The sequence below is a fragment of the Mesorhizobium sp. WSM4836 genome, from assembly GCF_055811815.1.
In genome coordinates, this window is record NZ_JBVVQF010000017.1 from 73,815 (window position 1) to 89,622 (window position 15,808).

A 15,808-nucleotide genomic window follows, 5' to 3' on the forward strand; every position below is an offset into this window, starting at 1 on the left:
TGCCGCTCTCTTTGTGTCAACCCGAAGGTCAGCCCTCGTCGGAAATCTTCCTTGCGTCCACGGTAATCGGCAAAGGCGTATCCCGCGGAAGGTCGGGCAGGACTAACCGCCAGCCGTTCTTCAGCGTCACAGCTCCACCCCATAAGTGTTCGTTGTCGACCTTGATGATCGGCTCTTCGATATCCTTTTTGGGAATATATGCCGACAAGCCAGCACCGGTCCTGCGGATCATTACCTTCATCCGGCCGTTCCTTCGTCAAACCCAGCGCCGATTTCGGCAGTGCAAGCAATCCCAGCCGTCTCAAGGCTCATGAGTTCACGCGCACGCATGCCGACGACGGTGCCGCGATCGACCCATTCCACCGCGTAGATGTAGAACTGCTGGAGAAAGGTGCCGATGTCGCGCACATAGCCCTCGTCGCCCTTGCGCACCAGGTTTTCGCCGATCTCCTTGCCAGGATAGGTGCCGTCATTTTTTATGTGGCGTGTGGCACGGACCCGCTCACCCGGCATGAATCGCGGGGGTGAACGGATTTCGATCTCCTGTTCGCGTCCGAGGCTCATGGCCGTTCCTTTCTCGCGGCTGCAGCTTTTCAACAGCGGATCAATGGTCCGGGCGCAGGCGCCTCGACCGTGTCGGTGGCCGAAATGGAGGTTCAGGCGGGGACGCAAGTCTTCGACACCGGACATACCGAGGCGCATTGCTGCGTTTCGAAGGCCCCCTCGCATTCGGTGCACTTTTTCGGATCGATCACGTAGGCCTCGCCCTTGAACTTGATCGCTCCGGAAGGGCATTCAAACTCGCAAGCGCCGCACTGGGTACATTGGGAAGCGATGATCTTAAAGGCCATTTTCAACTCCGGTTCGGTTGGAATGAGACGGCTCAGGCCGTCGCCGCCAGTGGCTCGCCCCCAAATTCGGCGGCGTAAAGCGCGCCGATGGCGGTCTCGATGTAGTCATACCCGTAAGCATCCGTTGCTCGGATGCCGCCTTCCTTGAGTCGATCCTCTGGGCAATTTCCAATTCTCGCGCACAGCAAGACGTCTACGCCTTCGAGCGTAGAGATGAGGCCGTCGAGACTCTTGTCCTCGGCCCAGCCGCCGAGGCAATACTGCTCGACCTTGCGATGACCGACGAAGCTGATCCCTTTCGGCGAGGCCTCATAAACCTGGAATTCCTTCGCATGGCCGAAATGCACGTTGATGCGGCCGCCACCCTTGGTCGCTACCGCGACAAGAAGCGACTTGCCGGAGCTCGCGGTCTTCACCATCCCGAGCGCCTCGCTCTTGGCCGCCATGCGATCGCCCCGCTCGCGCGCGACCACCGCCCGATAGGTCTCGCGCTTGCTGGCGTTGTAGGTGACCTTGTCGGGAAGCCGGTCGAGCGTGAATTCCTGGCCGCGATCCTCGCCGAGCAGGCCGACAGCATCGGCCCGGCACTGCCGGCAGTGGCGCATCAGCTTGGCGCCGCCTTCGAGACGATCCTGAAGGGCCTTCAGCTCCATTGCCTTGGGCCCGCGCTGCCCGCTCAGGCCGTAATGCGTACCGTGTGCCGGGTCGGAAATCAGCGGCATGACATTGTGCAGGAACGCGCCGCGCTCCTTGACCCATTTATTCACCTCGATCAGGTTCTCGTCGTTTACCCCGGGGATCATTACCGAATTGATCTTGGTGAGGATGCCGCGCGCCGTCAGCATCTCCAGCCCCGACATCTGTCGTTCGTGCAGGATCGTGGCTGCCTCGACGCCGGTATAACGGCGGTGATCATAGAAGATCCACGGGTAGATCTTGGCACCGATCTGCGGGTCGACCATGTTGATGGTGATCGTCACGTGATCGACATTCATTTCGGCAAGCTCGGCGACGTGGTCTGGCAGCGCGAGCCCGTTGGTGGAGATGCACAGCTTGATATCGGGGATTTCCTTGGCGACCCGTTCAAATGTCGCCCTTGTGTTCTTCCAGTCGTAACAGGCATCGCCCGGTCCGGCGATGCCAAGTACGGAAAGCTGCGGCACTTCGTTGGCGACCTCGATCACCTTGCGCAGCGCCTGGTCGGGCGTCAGTCTTTCCGAGACGACCCCGGGCCGGCTTTCGTTGGCGCAGTCATATTTGCGATTGCAGTAGTTGCACTGGATATTGCACGCCGGGGCGACCGCCACATGCATTCGCGCGAAATAGTGGTGCGCTTCCTCTGAAAAGCAGGGATGATCCTTGATCTTCTCCCAGACAGCTGTGTCCATCTCGTGCGGTTTTGCGGAGGAGCCGCAGGATGAAGATGCGCAACCAGTGGATTTCGCTCTCGCCGGCGACTGATCGAAGAATGTCGTGCCGGAAAGGTCCTGTGGCGAAATCATCGGTGCGGACATCGACCGGCTCCGTGCGTGGTGTGAACATCGCACTTCAGAGCGCAAGAGATATGCCAACTCGAAAAGCGGTCTTTATCCGTTATGTTGGCTCTTACGTCGGCCTTTTGTGCCCAATTGTGTCAGTTTCCTGCGACACGGGTTTGTCAGGTCCCCGACAACAACAAAACGTGGTCGCGAAACGTACCGTGTTGTCTCAGTTACGTCCGTTGCGGGGAGCAACCGTACCCCAAATGTGATGTCATCAATGACGTTTAGAACTTCTTCACTGCGATACGATGCCGGCGCAAAGCATAGCCGACCTGGCGCGGCGTGAGACCGAGGACACGAGCCGCCCTGGCCTGAACCCAGCCGGCCTTCTCCATCGCATCGATCAGCCGGTCGCGTTCCGTCAGACGCGGGTTCATTGCAGGGCAGGCGGGATGGTTGGGGTCGCAGGTCTTGCCGGGCGATGCCTCATCCTGTGAGGCGCCGACTCGCGGGGCAGGCAGCGGCGATGCAACCGGCATCATATTGCCACGTGCGGACTCGTCGACGGCATAGCCGCCATGTGAACGGGCGACTCCTTTCCACAGAAGCGAAGAAAGGCACCGGCTGTTCTGGCAGGCGAAATCCGACGGAGTTATTGTCGTTGAACGCGCAAGTGTAGCCGTCCGTCGCACACAATTCTCCAACTCACGCACGTTGCCAGGGAAATAGCATTGCGAGATCAGGTCAAGCGCCGACGGCGTGAAGGCAAGATCGCGATGGTTCTCCTTGTTGAATCGGTCGAGGAGAGCTTTCGCAAGGCGTGGAATATCGCCCGGCCGTTCTCTGAGGGGAGGCAGGACTATTGGCACCACATTGATGCGGTAATAAAGGTCGGCCCTGAACTCTCCATTCCGGACAGCCGCCTCGAGGTCCTTATTGGTGGCGCATATGAGCCGCACATCAACCTTTAGGGTCCTGGTGCCGCCCACTCGCTCCAGTTCTCCTTCCTGCAAGACGCGCAACAGCTTGGCTTGAAAGGCAGGCGAAATCTCGCCGATTTCATCAAGCAGCAGGGTTCCGCCATTCGCCAATTCGAACCGGCCGGCGCGCTGCAGGATAGCCCCGGTGAAGGCGCCCTTCTCGTGCCCGAAGAGCTCCGATTCCAAAACACTTTCGGGCAGTGCGGCGCAGTTCAATTTGACGAAGGATTTCTCACTTCGATGTGAAAGCTTATGGATGGCCTGTGCAAAGAACTCCTTGCCGGTACCGCTTTCGCCTCGCAGAAGCACGGTGGAATTGGTCCTGGCCACGACCGAGACGATCTCGAGCACCTGCTTGAGTGCGGGACTTTCTCCAATGATTCCGTCGATCTTGACATGCGGACGCGGGGCCGAACGGGTCCTATCCTCGTCGAGCGACTCCTCTGGTCTCGGTTGCTCGATAAGTGGCTGACGAGCTGTGCTTAAAGTGCGATGGAGGCGGATGGTCCGGCCGACCAGATTGGCGACCATGGCCAGGAAGCGTAAGTCCTCCTCGTAGCAGAACCTGGTGGTACCGTTCCTGACGCGGTCAATCGACAGTGCCCCGAAGATCTTTTCCTCTGCCTTTAGCGGGACACCGATAAAGGCAGTTGCGGTCGTATCGCTGCTCGATTGAGGATCAGCCTGAAATAGCTCAGACGTGCGTGTGTCTTGTATGACGATCGGCACTCCGGTAGCGACGATCTTGTCTATTACGGCCTGGGGTACGACGCTGCCGGCGCCTGATTGAGGCACAGTGCCGCCGCTAGTTGCGCTAATCTGCGGCTGACCTTCAGCGTCCAGGACGACGATTGCACCACGACGCATTTGCACAAACGAGGAGAGGACATTCGCGACATTGGCAAGCGTAATCTCCAGCCGGGCCGGGGCAGTCAGAACCTTGGATATCTCGTAGATTCCCCTGAGCAAGCTGTCCGCATTGCGCACTGCTTCGACCGCAGGTTCAGGCGGGGTGTTCCGAGATGCAATTTCACCGACCTGATCTCGAAGCATGTGAGCCATGCAAACACCTCAAGGGTTGTCCAAGGTGCTCCTCCCGAGCCCTTTCTTGTATTTTGAGTAAAGAAACATAGTATTTTCAGCTTTTCGGTAATTGCGAACGATGTTGACGGATGTTGACCGCAATTGCGAACCTCTCATTCTCGCTCTTTGTGCCAGTCATCCGAACTTGAAGAGGACCCCGAAGCCGCCGCGCGGGTAATTCCACACGATCTCACCGCTGGCCTCGCACAGCACGCGACAGGTGCCGCATTCCATGCAGCCGTCGGGAGTGGTTTCCACCTGGCCCTTGTCGTTCAGCTCATAGCACTTAGCGGGGCAGATGTGTGTCAGCGCGAGCAGGTTCGCGCTCGGCCTCTCGTGGGGTTGCACTTTGATATGCGGGCGGCCCGGATCGACCAGATAGCGATTCTGGTAAAGCTTCTCTTCGACGCGTAGCTTCGTCACGGCGATGGTCATCCTGTTTCTCCTTCAGCGCCACGCAAGTGCCAGGCGGACCACATCGCTGATCAGCCCCCAGCGCGAACGCGCCTTGATGAAGGCAGCAGTGGTCGCCTTTTCCTTCTCGATCTTAGGGGTGCCGTCGACTCGCATGAAGTTCTGCGCGGCCTGCGACATCAACTGCGGGTAAGTCATGAAGAAATTGCGGGAATTGGTGTGTATCAGGGCCGGCATGTCCTTATATTTCATCAGGTCTTTGAGTACGAAGGACTTGTCCAGCATAGTCTTGTAGAGGGCAAGGTTCCTCCTGGTCATCGGCTGGTTGCGGCCCTTGATCTCGATGATTGCCTCGCCCGCGATGCGACCGGAAGTCATGGCAAGGTTCGAACCCTCGCGGTGAATAGCGTTGTTCAGTTGGGCGGCATCGCCGACCGCGACCCAACCGTCGCCGAAGAGCTGCGGAATTGCCTTGTAGCCACCTTCGGGAATGAGATGCGCGGAATACTCCTTGACTTCCGAGCCCGCGATCAGCGGCCGGATCGAAGGATGGTTTTTGAAGGCGTCGAGGAGGACGTAAGGGCTCTCCATAGTCTGGGCGAAATCGGAGACGAGGCAGCCGATGCCGAGAGAGATTGACTCCTTGTTGGTGTAGAGGAAGGCAAGTCCGGCCATGCTGCGGGAGATCGTACCTGCCGCTTCGATCACGCAGCCTTCGTCGCCCTGGAGGCCGAACCGCTGCTCAATGACCTCATCGGGTAGGAAGTGCATTTCCTTGACAGCGAGCGCCACGCTTTCTGGCTTCGGCATCTTGCGCAGGCCGGCCCGTGTACCGAGCAGTCCGTTGACACCTTCCGCGAGCACGACGACGTCCGCGTAGATCGGCCCGCCAGCCCGGTCGGTGCGCACGCCGATCACCTTACCTTGGGCATTGCGGACGAGTTCGGTCACCGTCGTCTCACACAGAACCGTCGCGCCGGCCGCGCGCACCTTGCGCGAAAACCACTTGTCGAATTGGGCGCGGATGATCGTGTAGCGATTGGGCTTCGCCTCGTTGAAATCATCCGACCGATACTGCATCCCGGTGTGGGAGGTGTCGTCCATCACCCAGAATCGCTGCTCGACCAGATGCCGCTCCAGAGGCGCATCATTCCGGAAATCCGGGATGATTTGCTCCAACATGTCGGCGTACATGATGGCGCCCTGCACATTCTTGGAGCCCGGATACTCGCCGCGCTCCAACTGCAGCACCGTCAGGCCCTGGCTTGCCATAGTGTAGGCAGCCGCGTTTCCCGACATACCGGCCCCGACGACGATCGCGTCGAATTCTTCCTCGATCATGGCCGTCTCCCTTAGCTCGCAAGCTTGTCGTGGCTGTGCGGCGACAGCCGCCGGGTGAAGGCTTCCGTCAATGCCGGCAGGAAACGGATCGCATCGGTGACGATGCCGAGGTGGGCAAAGTCGAAGATCGGGGCGTTCGGGTCGGTGTTGATGGCTACGATCAGATCAGCCCCCTCCACGCCAACCCGATGCTGAATGGCGCCGGAAATCCCGGCCGCTATGTAAAGCTTTGGCCGAATGGTCTTGCCCGTTTGGCCAACCTGCCGATCGGCCGGCATCCAGCCCTTCTGGACCAGCGGGCGCGAACAGCCATATTCGGCGCCGATTGCCCGCGCTAGATTCTTCACAAGCTGCAAATTCTCCGCTGAGCCGAGGCCGAGGCCTCCGGCAATCACGATGTCGGCGTAAGCGAGATTTGCCTTTGCCGATTGGCGATCGAGGTTGAAGCCAAGGACCTTGGTGATGATCTCTTCCTCGGTCATCGACAGCTTGTGCCGGATGACTCGTCCGACCGGCTTATCCGTCCGCGGTGGCATGGCCATAACCCGCGGTCGTACCGTAGCCATCTGCGGCCGGTAGTTGAGCGTATAGATCGTGCATAGCAAGGAACCGCCGAAAGTCGGACGGGTCGCGGCGAGCGAACCGTCGACATCCACATCGAGTTCGGTACAGTCGGCAGTGAGCCCTGTCAGCAAGGTCGTCGCTACTGAGCCAGCGAGATCCCTGCCGAGCGTGGTCGCACCGAGAAGCAGGATCTCCGGTTTGTGGGTATTGACCAGATCCGACATCGCCTTGGTGAAAGGCTCGTTGCGATAGTCGGCAAGCAGCGGTGCCTCGACGAGGTAGACAAGGTCGGCGCCGTAAGCGAAGGCCTCGGCAACGGCATGCTGGGTGGCCTCACCCGGCGGTCCGAGCACGATTCCCGCAAGCTGGATGCCAAGCTTGTCGGCGAGCTTGCGGCCTTCGCCAATCAGTTCAAAGGAGACGGGATGGACCTCGCCGCGTTCCAGTTCGATGAAAACCCAGACATGCCGATAGTCCCTAAAGTGCTCAGGCAATTCCTTCTTGATGCCGGCACGTCCGGCGGAAGGAGGGGCTTCGCGGTTCGCGTTCAACATCTCTCTCCTTGCCGTCACTGGCCGCCGTCGAAGGCGAGTTCGTGTTCCAGCGGTGGCTGGCGGGTGAAGATTGCGGCGATCAGTTCGTCAGCGAGGTCATGCTGCGACTTGTCGGTCATGTCGATCTGCGTCGCCTTTTCCGCCCGCGTGGTAGGGGCGAAAACGCGCTTGACGACCGTCGGCGAGCCGCGCAGGCCGCATTTGTTGAGGTCCTCAATGCCAGCTTCGGCCGCGCTCCACTTCACGATGTGGCTGCGCGCGGCGCGCATGGCATCGTCGAGCGAGCCCCTGCGGATTTCGTTGGTGCCTTCCAGCATTGTGATAAGGCAAGGCAGCCTGCTTCTCAGCATCTGTGTACCGCCTTCCGAACGGCGCTTGACAGTGATCTCGCGCGCATCAAGATCGATAGAGGCGATCTTGGCCACATAGGTGAACTGCACGAGGCCGAGGCGCTTGGCGATGCCGGGCCCGACTTGGGCGGTATCGCCGTCAATCGTCTGCTTGCCGGCGAAGACGATGTCCGGCGCGCCGAAGGTCTCGCTTATTCTCACGATTGCCCGAGAAAGCGCGAAGGAGGTCGCCAGCGTGTCGGAGCCGGCAAAACAGCGGTCGGTCAAGAGTACCGCGCGGTCGGCGCCATAGGTGAGCGCCTTGCGCAGCGAATCTTCTGCCATCGGCGGACCCATCGTAAGCACGGTGATCTCGCCGCCATGGGCGCCGCGCAATCTAAGTGCCTCTTCGAGGGCGAAAAGGTCGTAAGGGTTGATGATGGTCGGCACGCCCTGGCGCATGATCGTGTTCGTCACCGGGTGGACACGGATCTGCGCGGAGTCCGGCACCTGCTTGATACAGATTACAATGTGCATTGCGTCCTTCTCGGCTCCAACCCGCAAGCGGCCCTGGCGTTCATCTCCTTCGCAGCATCATTCGTGCCAACCGTTTTGCGTTGCTCTGTTCCCTTTGACATGTTGTTTTCTTCCGAAAAGTGCCGTCGTGATGACCGGATTTGTCGGCTTTTCGACATTGTCGCGTCGCAACCGTGTCGCGCTCATTCTGTCCCGAACCGCCTCAAGATCGAATCGAACGGGACAAAGGTGTGGTCCCGAGTGGCCGGTTTGTCCGGATCGTGCTCTTCGAGCACCTTGAAGACCCGGTGCGTGAGTGGCGAGGATGTCGCGAAATCCTCATAGGCGCGTTCCAACGTCGCACGCGCCCGCGCGGCGACCACCCCGTCGGGAAGACCGGCTAAATCCTCTTCAGCGAGGTATTGGCCCATGCGCTTCATGATATGGAGCCGTGAGACATTGAGCACCTTCGGATCATAAGAGATGCCAAGGACTGCGAAGAACTCCTCCGCAGCCGACAGACTCTTCAGCCGGGCGAGGATGTCGGTGACATCGATGGCACAGCTTTCAGCGAAACAACTGCGCATTGCATTTTCCTTGACCGGAAACGGCGGTCGGGGTTGCGTGGTCGCCCAGACCTGGAACCGATTGAAGTCCTCTGACCTAGCTCGCGAAGACGGGGAAAGGTCTCGCAGCTTCTTAACGATCCCGGGCATGACCTCGAGCACCCGGTCGACGTCCTCCTCGCCATTGTTGCGCGAAAAGGAGAAACGGATTGCGCCGTGTGCGGCGCTATTGGGGATATTCATCGCCACCAAGACGTGGCTCGGCTCCAGCGAGCCGGACGCGCAAGCAGAGCCGGAGGAGCAGGCGATGCCCTCGCGATTGAGGAAATGCAGTATGCCCTCACCTTCGATATGTTCAAAGGCGATGTTTGCGGTGTTCGGTAACCGCTTTAGTAAATCGCCGGCGACGAAGGTGTGTGGGATGCGCTGGAGAAGTTCTTTCTCCAGGCGGTCGCGCAACGCCTTTACCCGTGTGTTCGCGTCGTCCATGAATTTCAAGGCAAGATCGGCTGCCACGCCGAGGCCGACGATGCCTGGCGTATTCTCCGTGCCCGCGCGGCGGTTGCCCTCCTGGCGCCCCCCCTTGATCAGCGGAGAAAAGCGCACGCCGCGCTTTACATAAAGTGCGCCGACCCCTTTCGGTCCGTGTAATTTGTGACCGGAGAGAGACAGCATATCGATTGCCGCCGATTTCAAGTCGATCGCAAGCTTGCCGACCGCTTGCACCGCGTCGGTATGGAAAAGGGCGCCGACTTCCTTGGCCAACTCAGCAAGCTCGACCACCGGGAAGATCGTTCCGGTCTCGTTGTTCGCCGACATGATCGAGACGACCGCCACGCGCGAGGTGAGGGCGGCCTTATAGCTGTCGAGGTCGAGCCGGCCGTGGCGATCCACCGGGATCCTATGCACCTTGATGCCGCGCGTCTTCTCAAGGTGGGCGCAAAGCGTCAGCACGGCCGAATGCTCGACGGCGGAAGTCAGGATCTCAGTACGCTCAGGCATCACCTCGAGCGCCGAAAGTATCGCCGCGTTGTCGCTTTCCGTCCCGCCCGAGGTGAACGTGATCTCGTCGTCGAACTCCGCGCCGATCAGCGTTTGCACCTGCAGGCGCGTCTTTCTCACCGCCGCCCCGGCGGAAGCACCAAAATCGTGGCTCGACGAAGGGTTGCCGAATTGGTCCGTAAAAAACGGCAGCATTGCTTGAACGACTTCAGGATCGACCCGTGTCGTTGCGTTGTTGTCCAGATAAACGGGCCTCATGGATGTGATCCTTCTCCTGAGCGCAATCACGCAAAGCGCACGCGCGGTCTGTCATGATGATGGCTAGCCGAAGGAGTTGCCGCCGCCACACTCGGCCCGCTCGCTTCTTGGAGCCGGCGCGGCCGCCCGCCCCGACTTGATGCGCCAGCCTTGAGCCGGCCCGGGAAAGCGCGGTCTTTTGGCCACGGCGTTTTCGGTGTGCTGGATCATGGACTGTTTCTCCTTCAGGCCGGGACGCGTTCGCGAACAGCTACGCATGGACTGTGCCAAAGAAGGAAATCATTTCAAAACAGCATGATGGTCCAACACTGCTATGTCGCATGTCCGACATCCGCGGGAATTGTTCAACGCGCAACGCCATTGAATCGGGCGTGAATTCCGCTTCGCGTGAGGAGCAATTCTGTCGGCCGTTCGCCACGGATGCCCGCGCGACCAATGCGTCCTGTCGGGTTTGTCGGGTGCGCGACACGGCGCTGTTCCGCCCCGCTCCCTGCTGAGATCTCGTTTGTCATTGAAGAATATGCAGAAAATTCTTCTGAGCTTCTTTCCGAGCCTTTGGCACGGCTATTGCGGTTCTCGGCAGCGCGTGCCCGCGGCCGATATTCATCTCGCGGATGACATCGCGATCGATGGAACGAAGGAAAGAAAGCAGCATGTCAGGTCCAGATCAGCTACCCTCGTTCCGAGCGAAGTTTTCGTCCTCACACAAACCTTCCATTCCAGGTTTCTTGAGGCCGAGCGTCCTGGTGCGCTCGTATAAAGCCAGGCGTCGTTTTCACATCGATCTGCGCGGCGCCGCCTTTCGCGACGTTTTCGCCTTCACCATACGCCACTGGAGCAGGCAGCCGGTCCGGCTCGCGATCATTATGATCGCGGTGCTTGTCGCAACGCTCCTCGACGTCCTGACGCCGCTCTATTCCGGACGGCTCGTAGACGCGGTCGCCCAAGGAGCGGCAGCCGACGCCGTCGTGTGGGATGCGGCTCTTGCGGCCTTTTCAATGTTGATTGCGCTCACACTCGGCGCCGTCGTCATGCGCAACGTCGCATTCATTGCCATCAATGACTTCATTCTGAACATGATGTCCGACATCGCCAGCGACGCGTTCCATCGCGTCCAGCGCTTTTCAACCGATTGGCATGCGAAAACCTTCGCCGGCTCGACGGTGCGTAAGATCACGCGCGGCATGTGGGCGCTCTGCCTCTTCAATGACACGATCCTTCTCGCGTTGTTACCCTCGCTCATCATGCTCGTGGGCTCGAGCGTTCTGCTCGGCTGGTACTGGCCGATGATGGGGCTGATCATCGCCTGCGGCTCGGTTGGCTATGTGGCGCTGATTATTATCCTGTCGCTCGGCTATGTGGCGCCAGCGGCAAGCCTTGCCAACAACTGGGATACGAGGTTTGGCGGCTCCCTCGCGGACGCGATAAGCTGTAACGCGGTGGTCAAAGGCTTCGGCGCCGAGGTGCGGGAAGATTATCGGCTCGAGAAAGTCATCTCCAAGTGGCGGCACCGCACCCGCCGGACCTGGGTGCGCGGGACGGTCAGTGGTGCATTCCAGGGAATCATGCTTCTTGCGATGAGAGCGGCTTTGATCGGCTATGCTTTATTTGTGTGGTCACGCGGCCAAGCTACTCCAGGTGACATCGCCTTGGTGCTCGCGTCTTTCACGGTCCTGTATGGCTACTTGCGTGATGTTTCCAAACACGTGCGCAACATCCAGCACTCTGTAAATGAGATGGAGGAATTGGTCCAAACCTACAGCCAGCCGCCCGACGTGGCGGATGTTCCGGGCGCCAAGCCGATCCGGATCACGAAGGGTCACATCGATTTTGAGAGCGTCCATTTCCACTACGGCAATCATTGGTCGCCATTCTACAGCGACTTGTCGATTTCGATTGAGGCCGGCGCACGGGTCGGTCTGGTCGGCCCCTCTGGCTCCGGCAAGACCACCTTCGTCAAGCTCATCCAGCGGCTTTACGACCTGGATGCTGGACGAATCTTGATCGATGGGCAGGACATCTCGCGGGTGACGCAGGCCTCGCTGCGATCGCAGATCGCGATCGTACAGCAGGAGCCCCTTCTGTTCCACCGCTCGCTGGCCGAGAACATAGCCTATGGGCGGCCGGGTGCTTCTCGGTCCGACATTGAGCAGGCGGCGCGGCTCGCCAGCGCGCATGACTTCATTGCGCGCCTGCCGAACGGCTACGCTACGCTGGTCGGCGAACGCGGCGTGAAGCTTTCAGGCGGCGAGCGCCAGCGTGTGGCTATAGCCCGCGCCTTCCTCGCCGATGCCCCGATCCTGATTCTGGACGAGGCGACATCGAGCCTCGACTCGGAATCGGAAGTGCTGATCCAGAAGGCGATGGAGCGGCTCATGGTCGGGCGCACCACGCTCGTCATTGCGCACCGGCTCTCGACTGTGCGCGAACTCGACCGGCTGCTTGTCTTCGACCGTGGTTGCATCACCGAGCAGGGCGACCATGCCGCGCTGATCCGTCGCGACGGCATCTACCGCCGCCTCTTCGAGCGGCAGGCCTTGGAGCTGACAAAGGGGTGGGATGAGACCAATGTGCAACGCGGTTGAAGGCGGGGTGAATTCAGCTTGCCTCCCCAGCAATCCTGTCGGGCCGTTCCTGACGCGGCCGCAACCTTTCGTCGGATCTTTCGAATCCACGACACGCCTGGTGCCGACCTGTCTTCCTGCCGCGCTCTCGAGTAAACCGATGAACGGGATGGAGACAATTTTTTATGAGCTTCGTCCTGCGTTCCCGGCACGGCGCTTGAGGCTTCCTCCTGAGGCCACAGCCGCGCGATCATTTACATTCTGGTTGATGCGACCAATGGAGCGAAGGAAAGCAACGCGCCGGGTCCGCGGCAGATACGCGATCTCCGGCATAAAGGTGTCGCCAAAATCGACTCCCGCCCAGCATGCGCTAACCCCCCGGGTCGACGTCGGGCACAAGATCTTGATTGTCGCTGCGACCCACCGCTCTTATGCCGAACTCGAAGCTGCAACATACGGACCTTCGTCCCGCCGCGCGGGACTGCATAAGCTGGCTGTAGCGTCTCCCATGCACCATCGGCATCAACGGTTCGGCTCGAGACGTTTCGAAAACTCGCCGAGGTCAGTACGAAACCGGCGATGCGGTCGCGGTCTTCTAAGTGCGTCCCGACATGGCGCGAGCGTAAGAAAACCGGCTTGCGAGGAAGGGATCATGTCAGACCTTGAAATGTTGCAGAAGAAGGTCCGCAAGCTGCAGTCGCGCGCGGGAGCCGCCAAGATGGAATTGCACGGCCTTGCCGAGGACCTGCCGGTCAACTGGACCAAGATCAAGACGGTCGCCAGGAACGTCTTCGGGATTTTCGCCGAATTGAATGCGGCAAAGGAAGAGCTCGCGGCGTTGGATAATTCACAATGACGGGCGCTTTTGTCACCCGCGACGGCTCTCCATGGACGCCGCACTATCTGACGGCGATCGATCGCGCGACCTGCATCGGCTGCGGCCGCTGCTTCAAGGTCTGCTCGCGCGAGGTCATGCACCTTCATGGCGTCGATGGCGCAGGCGAAATCCTGGGCATCTGCGCGGGCGAGGACGACGACTTCGACGGCGAACTCAACCGCATGGTCATGATCGTCGACCATGCCGGCCGCTGCATCGGCTGCGGTGCCTGCGGCCGCGTCTGCCCGAAGAACTGCCAGACCCACCTTGCGGCCGACACGCTAGCTGCATGAGCCGGGGACAAGACCAGGAGAACGGCGCCACGTTCGCACATCACTATGGCTGTTTAAGCACCAGCCAATGGCCGCCGACCGACCAGGCGACGGCGTTCGACCAGCATGTGCTTGCATGTGTTATCTACCTCGCGCTGGAGGAGGTTGAGGCCGGCAAGGCGACCGTGACCGAAGCAACCGGCCTTTCGCGCGCCGACCTGCGAGATCTCGTTACACGCTGTTTCCCCGCTATGCCCGTCAACGCCTTCGCGCTGGAAAAGCTCACTGATCCCGAGCCGGATATGGAGGAAGGGCTTCTGCGCTGCCTGCTCATTGGGCATGCCAGGCCAGGCGATCCGGCGAGCACCCTCTTCGCCAAGATCATCGCCAGGCGTAGTTTGCGCAATGACCATCTGTGGCAGGACCTTGGCCTTTTGAATCGCGCCGAGCTCAGCCGCTTGATCGCCAGGCATTTCCCGGCGCTGGCGGCCGGCAACACCAACAACATGAAATGGAAGAAGTACTTCTATCGTAAGCTCTGCGAGGCTGAAGGCTTTTCGCTATGCACCGCGCCCAGTTGTCAGGAGTGCCGAGATTTCGAAAGCTGTTTTGGCCCGGAGGAAGGCCAAAGCCACTTGGCACGGGTCAAGAACGGGTTCGCATTGGATTAAGAGCCACTTTCGTGGGCGCCGCCGCCCGGGCTTGATTGGCATCGAAGCCACACGCGCTTTTCCCGGCGACGTCGCGAGGAGGACGGGATGTTCAGCGCCTCACGATATTTCGCAACCGTACGGCGAGCAATGTCAATCCCCGTTTCCTTGAGCCGGGTGGCGATGTCGTCGTCGGAAAGCACTTCGTCGGGCGATTCCAAGGTAACCATCGCCTTGATACGATGGCGGACAGCTTCGGCGGAGTGCGCATCGCCGCCTTCGAAGGAGGCGATCGCGACGGTGAAAAAATACTTCAGTTCGAACACGCCACGCGGGGTCAGCATGTATTTGTTCGACGTCACCCGGCTTACCGTCGACTGGTGTACGTTGACCGCATCCGCGACAGTCCTGAGACTGAGAGGCCGCAGGTGGTCCACGCCGTGTTCCAAAAAGGCGTCCTGCTGGCGGATGATTTCAGCCGCGACCTTGAGGATTGTCTTGGCGCGCTGATCAAGGCTGCGGATTAGCCAGTTCGCGTTTTGGAGGCATTCGTTGAGAAATGCCTGATCTTTCGAATTGTGCGTGCTTAGGCGCGAGACCTCGGCAAAATAGGTTTGGTTCATCAGCACTTTGGGCAGCGTGTCTGGATTGAGTTCGATTTGCCATCCGCCTGCGGGCGAGGGCAGGACCAAGACGTCGGGTATGATCGCTTCAGGCCCTCCGGATTGGAATCGGTTTCCAGGCTTGGGATCGAGCGCGCGGATTTCGTGCAACATATCGAGAAGGTCGTCTTCATCGACACCGCAGTGGCGCTTCAATGCCTGAAAATCGCGTCGCGCTAGCGCTTCAAGATTGGCGACCATCGCTGCCATCGCCGGGTCGAACCTGTCTAGCTGCCGCAATTGTATCTCAAGGCATTCGCTGAGAGTTCGCGCAAAAATCCCCGGTGGATCGAACTGCTGCAAGGTTCCGAGAACCCGTTCCACGTCAGCCTCCCGGACATTTAGGCTGCCGGCTAGTTCCGAAAGGTTCACCTGAATGTATCCGTTGTCTTCCAGATAACCGGCAAGCTCGCCAGCTATTCGCCGCTCCAGCGGCGCGAACGCGCTGAGAGCGATCTGACGAGCGACATGGTCGTGCAGTGTTTCGGTGGACGTGCAGGTATCTTCGAGAGCATTGTTTCCCCCCGTTGCGACATTGTTTTTGCCGCGGATTGATTTCCACTCCGAGGCCCGTTCCGATATTCCGCCCGTCGTCGGCCCGATGTGGGGGTTTTCGGCCGAAATGGACGGAGTATCCTTCGGCGCCCGGCCATCGTTTGATGCATGTTCCAGAAAGGGGTTCTTCTCGATTTCCTGCTCGACGAACTGATGCAGTTCGGGATGCGCCAGTTGCAGCAGCCGAATTGACTCCATCATTTGCGGCGTCAAAACGAACGATTGCTTCTGACGCTGAAGCAGGCTTGCTGAGGATTGCATGGTTAGCGTGAAACTCCTACCGAGCGAC

At 59.9% G+C, this 15,808-nt stretch carries 17 protein-coding genes and 1 pseudogene; 4 read left to right on the forward strand and 14 right to left on the reverse strand.

Translation table 11 applies throughout. From position 1 onward, the window contains the following. Window positions 1-28: 28 nt before the first annotated feature. From nifT to AC0L2P_RS20180, 13 genes and pseudogenes are all read right to left on the reverse strand, one after another. Window positions 29-241: a putative nitrogen fixation protein NifT gene (nifT, locus tag AC0L2P_RS20120; protein ID WP_473503310.1), complete on the reverse strand. Its 213-nt coding sequence runs from the start codon at window positions 239-241 to the stop codon at window positions 29-31. Then, window positions 238-564, reverse strand: a complete 327-nt coding sequence (locus AC0L2P_RS20125) for a nitrogen fixation protein NifZ (protein ID WP_473503412.1) — start codon at window positions 562-564, stop codon at window positions 238-240. The genes nifT and AC0L2P_RS20125 overlap by 4 nt, the downstream gene beginning before the upstream one ends. A 92-nt stretch (window positions 565-656) precedes the next feature. Continuing rightward, window positions 657-851, reverse strand: a complete 195-nt coding sequence (locus tag AC0L2P_RS20130; protein ID WP_066993254.1) for a 4Fe-4S binding protein — start codon at window positions 849-851, stop codon at window positions 657-659. A 32-nt stretch (window positions 852-883) separates the two neighbouring features. After that, complete coding sequence (gene nifB / locus AC0L2P_RS20135; RefSeq protein ID WP_473503312.1) at window positions 884-2,365, reverse strand: nitrogenase cofactor biosynthesis protein NifB; 1,482 nt, start codon at window positions 2,363-2,365, stop codon at window positions 884-886. Between the two features lie 251 nt (window positions 2,366-2,616). After that, complete coding sequence (gene nifA, locus AC0L2P_RS20140; protein ID WP_473503314.1) at window positions 2,617-4,374, reverse strand: nif-specific transcriptional activator NifA; 1,758 nt, start codon at window positions 4,372-4,374, stop codon at window positions 2,617-2,619. 156 nt (window positions 4,375-4,530) lie between these two features. Then, window positions 4,531-4,830, reverse strand: a complete 300-nt coding sequence (locus AC0L2P_RS20145) for a ferredoxin family protein (RefSeq protein WP_126079051.1) — start codon at window positions 4,828-4,830, stop codon at window positions 4,531-4,533. A 12-nt stretch (window positions 4,831-4,842) separates the two neighbouring features. Beyond that, window positions 4,843-6,150 (reverse strand): FAD-dependent oxidoreductase, encoded by a 1,308-nt coding sequence (locus AC0L2P_RS20150; RefSeq protein WP_473503316.1) that lies wholly within the window; start codon window positions 6,148-6,150, stop codon window positions 4,843-4,845. A gap of 11 nt (window positions 6,151-6,161) precedes the next feature. Then, on the reverse strand, window positions 6,162-7,268 hold the full coding sequence (locus AC0L2P_RS20155) for an electron transfer flavoprotein subunit alpha/FixB family protein (protein ID WP_473503318.1): 1,107 nt from the start codon (window positions 7,266-7,268) through the stop codon (window positions 6,162-6,164). A gap of 14 nt (window positions 7,269-7,282) precedes the next feature. Beyond that, the gene (locus AC0L2P_RS20160; RefSeq protein ID WP_473503320.1) at window positions 7,283-8,134 is read right to left on the reverse strand and encodes an electron transfer flavoprotein subunit beta/FixA family protein; all 852 of its coding nucleotides are present in this window, start codon (window positions 8,132-8,134) and stop codon (window positions 7,283-7,285) included. 182 nt (window positions 8,135-8,316) lie between these two features. Then, a complete protein-coding gene (gene nifW / locus AC0L2P_RS20165; RefSeq protein ID WP_473503414.1) occupies window positions 8,317-8,700 on the reverse strand; it encodes a nitrogenase stabilizing/protective protein NifW in 384 nt (127 codons plus the stop codon). 72 nt (window positions 8,701-8,772) lie between these two features. Beyond that, window positions 8,773-9,939 (reverse strand): annotated as a pseudogene (gene nifS / locus AC0L2P_RS20170) (cysteine desulfurase NifS); the annotation flags it as partial. Between the two features lie 63 nt (window positions 9,940-10,002). After that, on the reverse strand, window positions 10,003-10,149 hold the full coding sequence (locus tag AC0L2P_RS20175; RefSeq protein ID WP_473503322.1) for a hypothetical protein: 147 nt from the start codon (window positions 10,147-10,149) through the stop codon (window positions 10,003-10,005). Window positions 10,150-10,447: 298 nt separating this feature from the next. Continuing rightward, window positions 10,448-10,594: a hypothetical protein gene (locus AC0L2P_RS20180; RefSeq protein WP_473503430.1), complete on the reverse strand. Its 147-nt coding sequence runs from the start codon at window positions 10,592-10,594 to the stop codon at window positions 10,448-10,450. 73 nt (window positions 10,595-10,667) lie between these two features. Here AC0L2P_RS20180 and AC0L2P_RS20185 point away from each other — a divergent pair, with 73 nt between their 5' ends. The 4 genes from AC0L2P_RS20185 (at window position 10,668) to AC0L2P_RS20200 (ending at window position 14,323) form a co-directional block, all read left to right on the forward strand. Then, window positions 10,668-12,524: an ABC transporter ATP-binding protein gene (locus AC0L2P_RS20185; RefSeq protein ID WP_473503416.1), complete on the forward strand. Its 1,857-nt coding sequence runs from the start codon at window positions 10,668-10,670 to the stop codon at window positions 12,522-12,524. Between the two features lie 631 nt (window positions 12,525-13,155). Then, on the forward strand, window positions 13,156-13,359 hold the full coding sequence (locus tag AC0L2P_RS20190; protein WP_473503324.1) for a CCE_0567 family metalloprotein: 204 nt from the start codon (window positions 13,156-13,158) through the stop codon (window positions 13,357-13,359). Continuing rightward, window positions 13,356-13,673 carry a ferredoxin III, nif-specific gene (gene fdxB / locus AC0L2P_RS20195; RefSeq protein ID WP_473503326.1) on the forward strand — a complete coding sequence of 106 codons (318 nt, stop codon included), beginning with the start codon at window positions 13,356-13,358 and terminating at the stop codon, window positions 13,671-13,673. Before AC0L2P_RS20190 ends, fdxB begins: the two co-directional genes overlap by 4 nt. Further along, the gene (locus AC0L2P_RS20200) at window positions 13,670-14,323 is read left to right on the forward strand and encodes a nitrogen fixation protein NifQ (RefSeq protein ID WP_473503328.1); all 654 of its coding nucleotides are present in this window, start codon (window positions 13,670-13,672) and stop codon (window positions 14,321-14,323) included. The genes fdxB and AC0L2P_RS20200 overlap by 4 nt, the downstream gene beginning before the upstream one ends. On the opposite strand, the gene rpoN is transcribed toward AC0L2P_RS20200, so the two are convergent. Beyond that, window positions 14,320-15,780, reverse strand: a complete 1,461-nt coding sequence (gene rpoN, locus AC0L2P_RS20205; protein ID WP_473503330.1) for an RNA polymerase factor sigma-54 — start codon at window positions 15,778-15,780, stop codon at window positions 14,320-14,322. The genes AC0L2P_RS20200 and rpoN overlap by 4 nt on opposite strands. Between the last annotated feature and the right edge of the window lie 28 nt (window positions 15,781-15,808).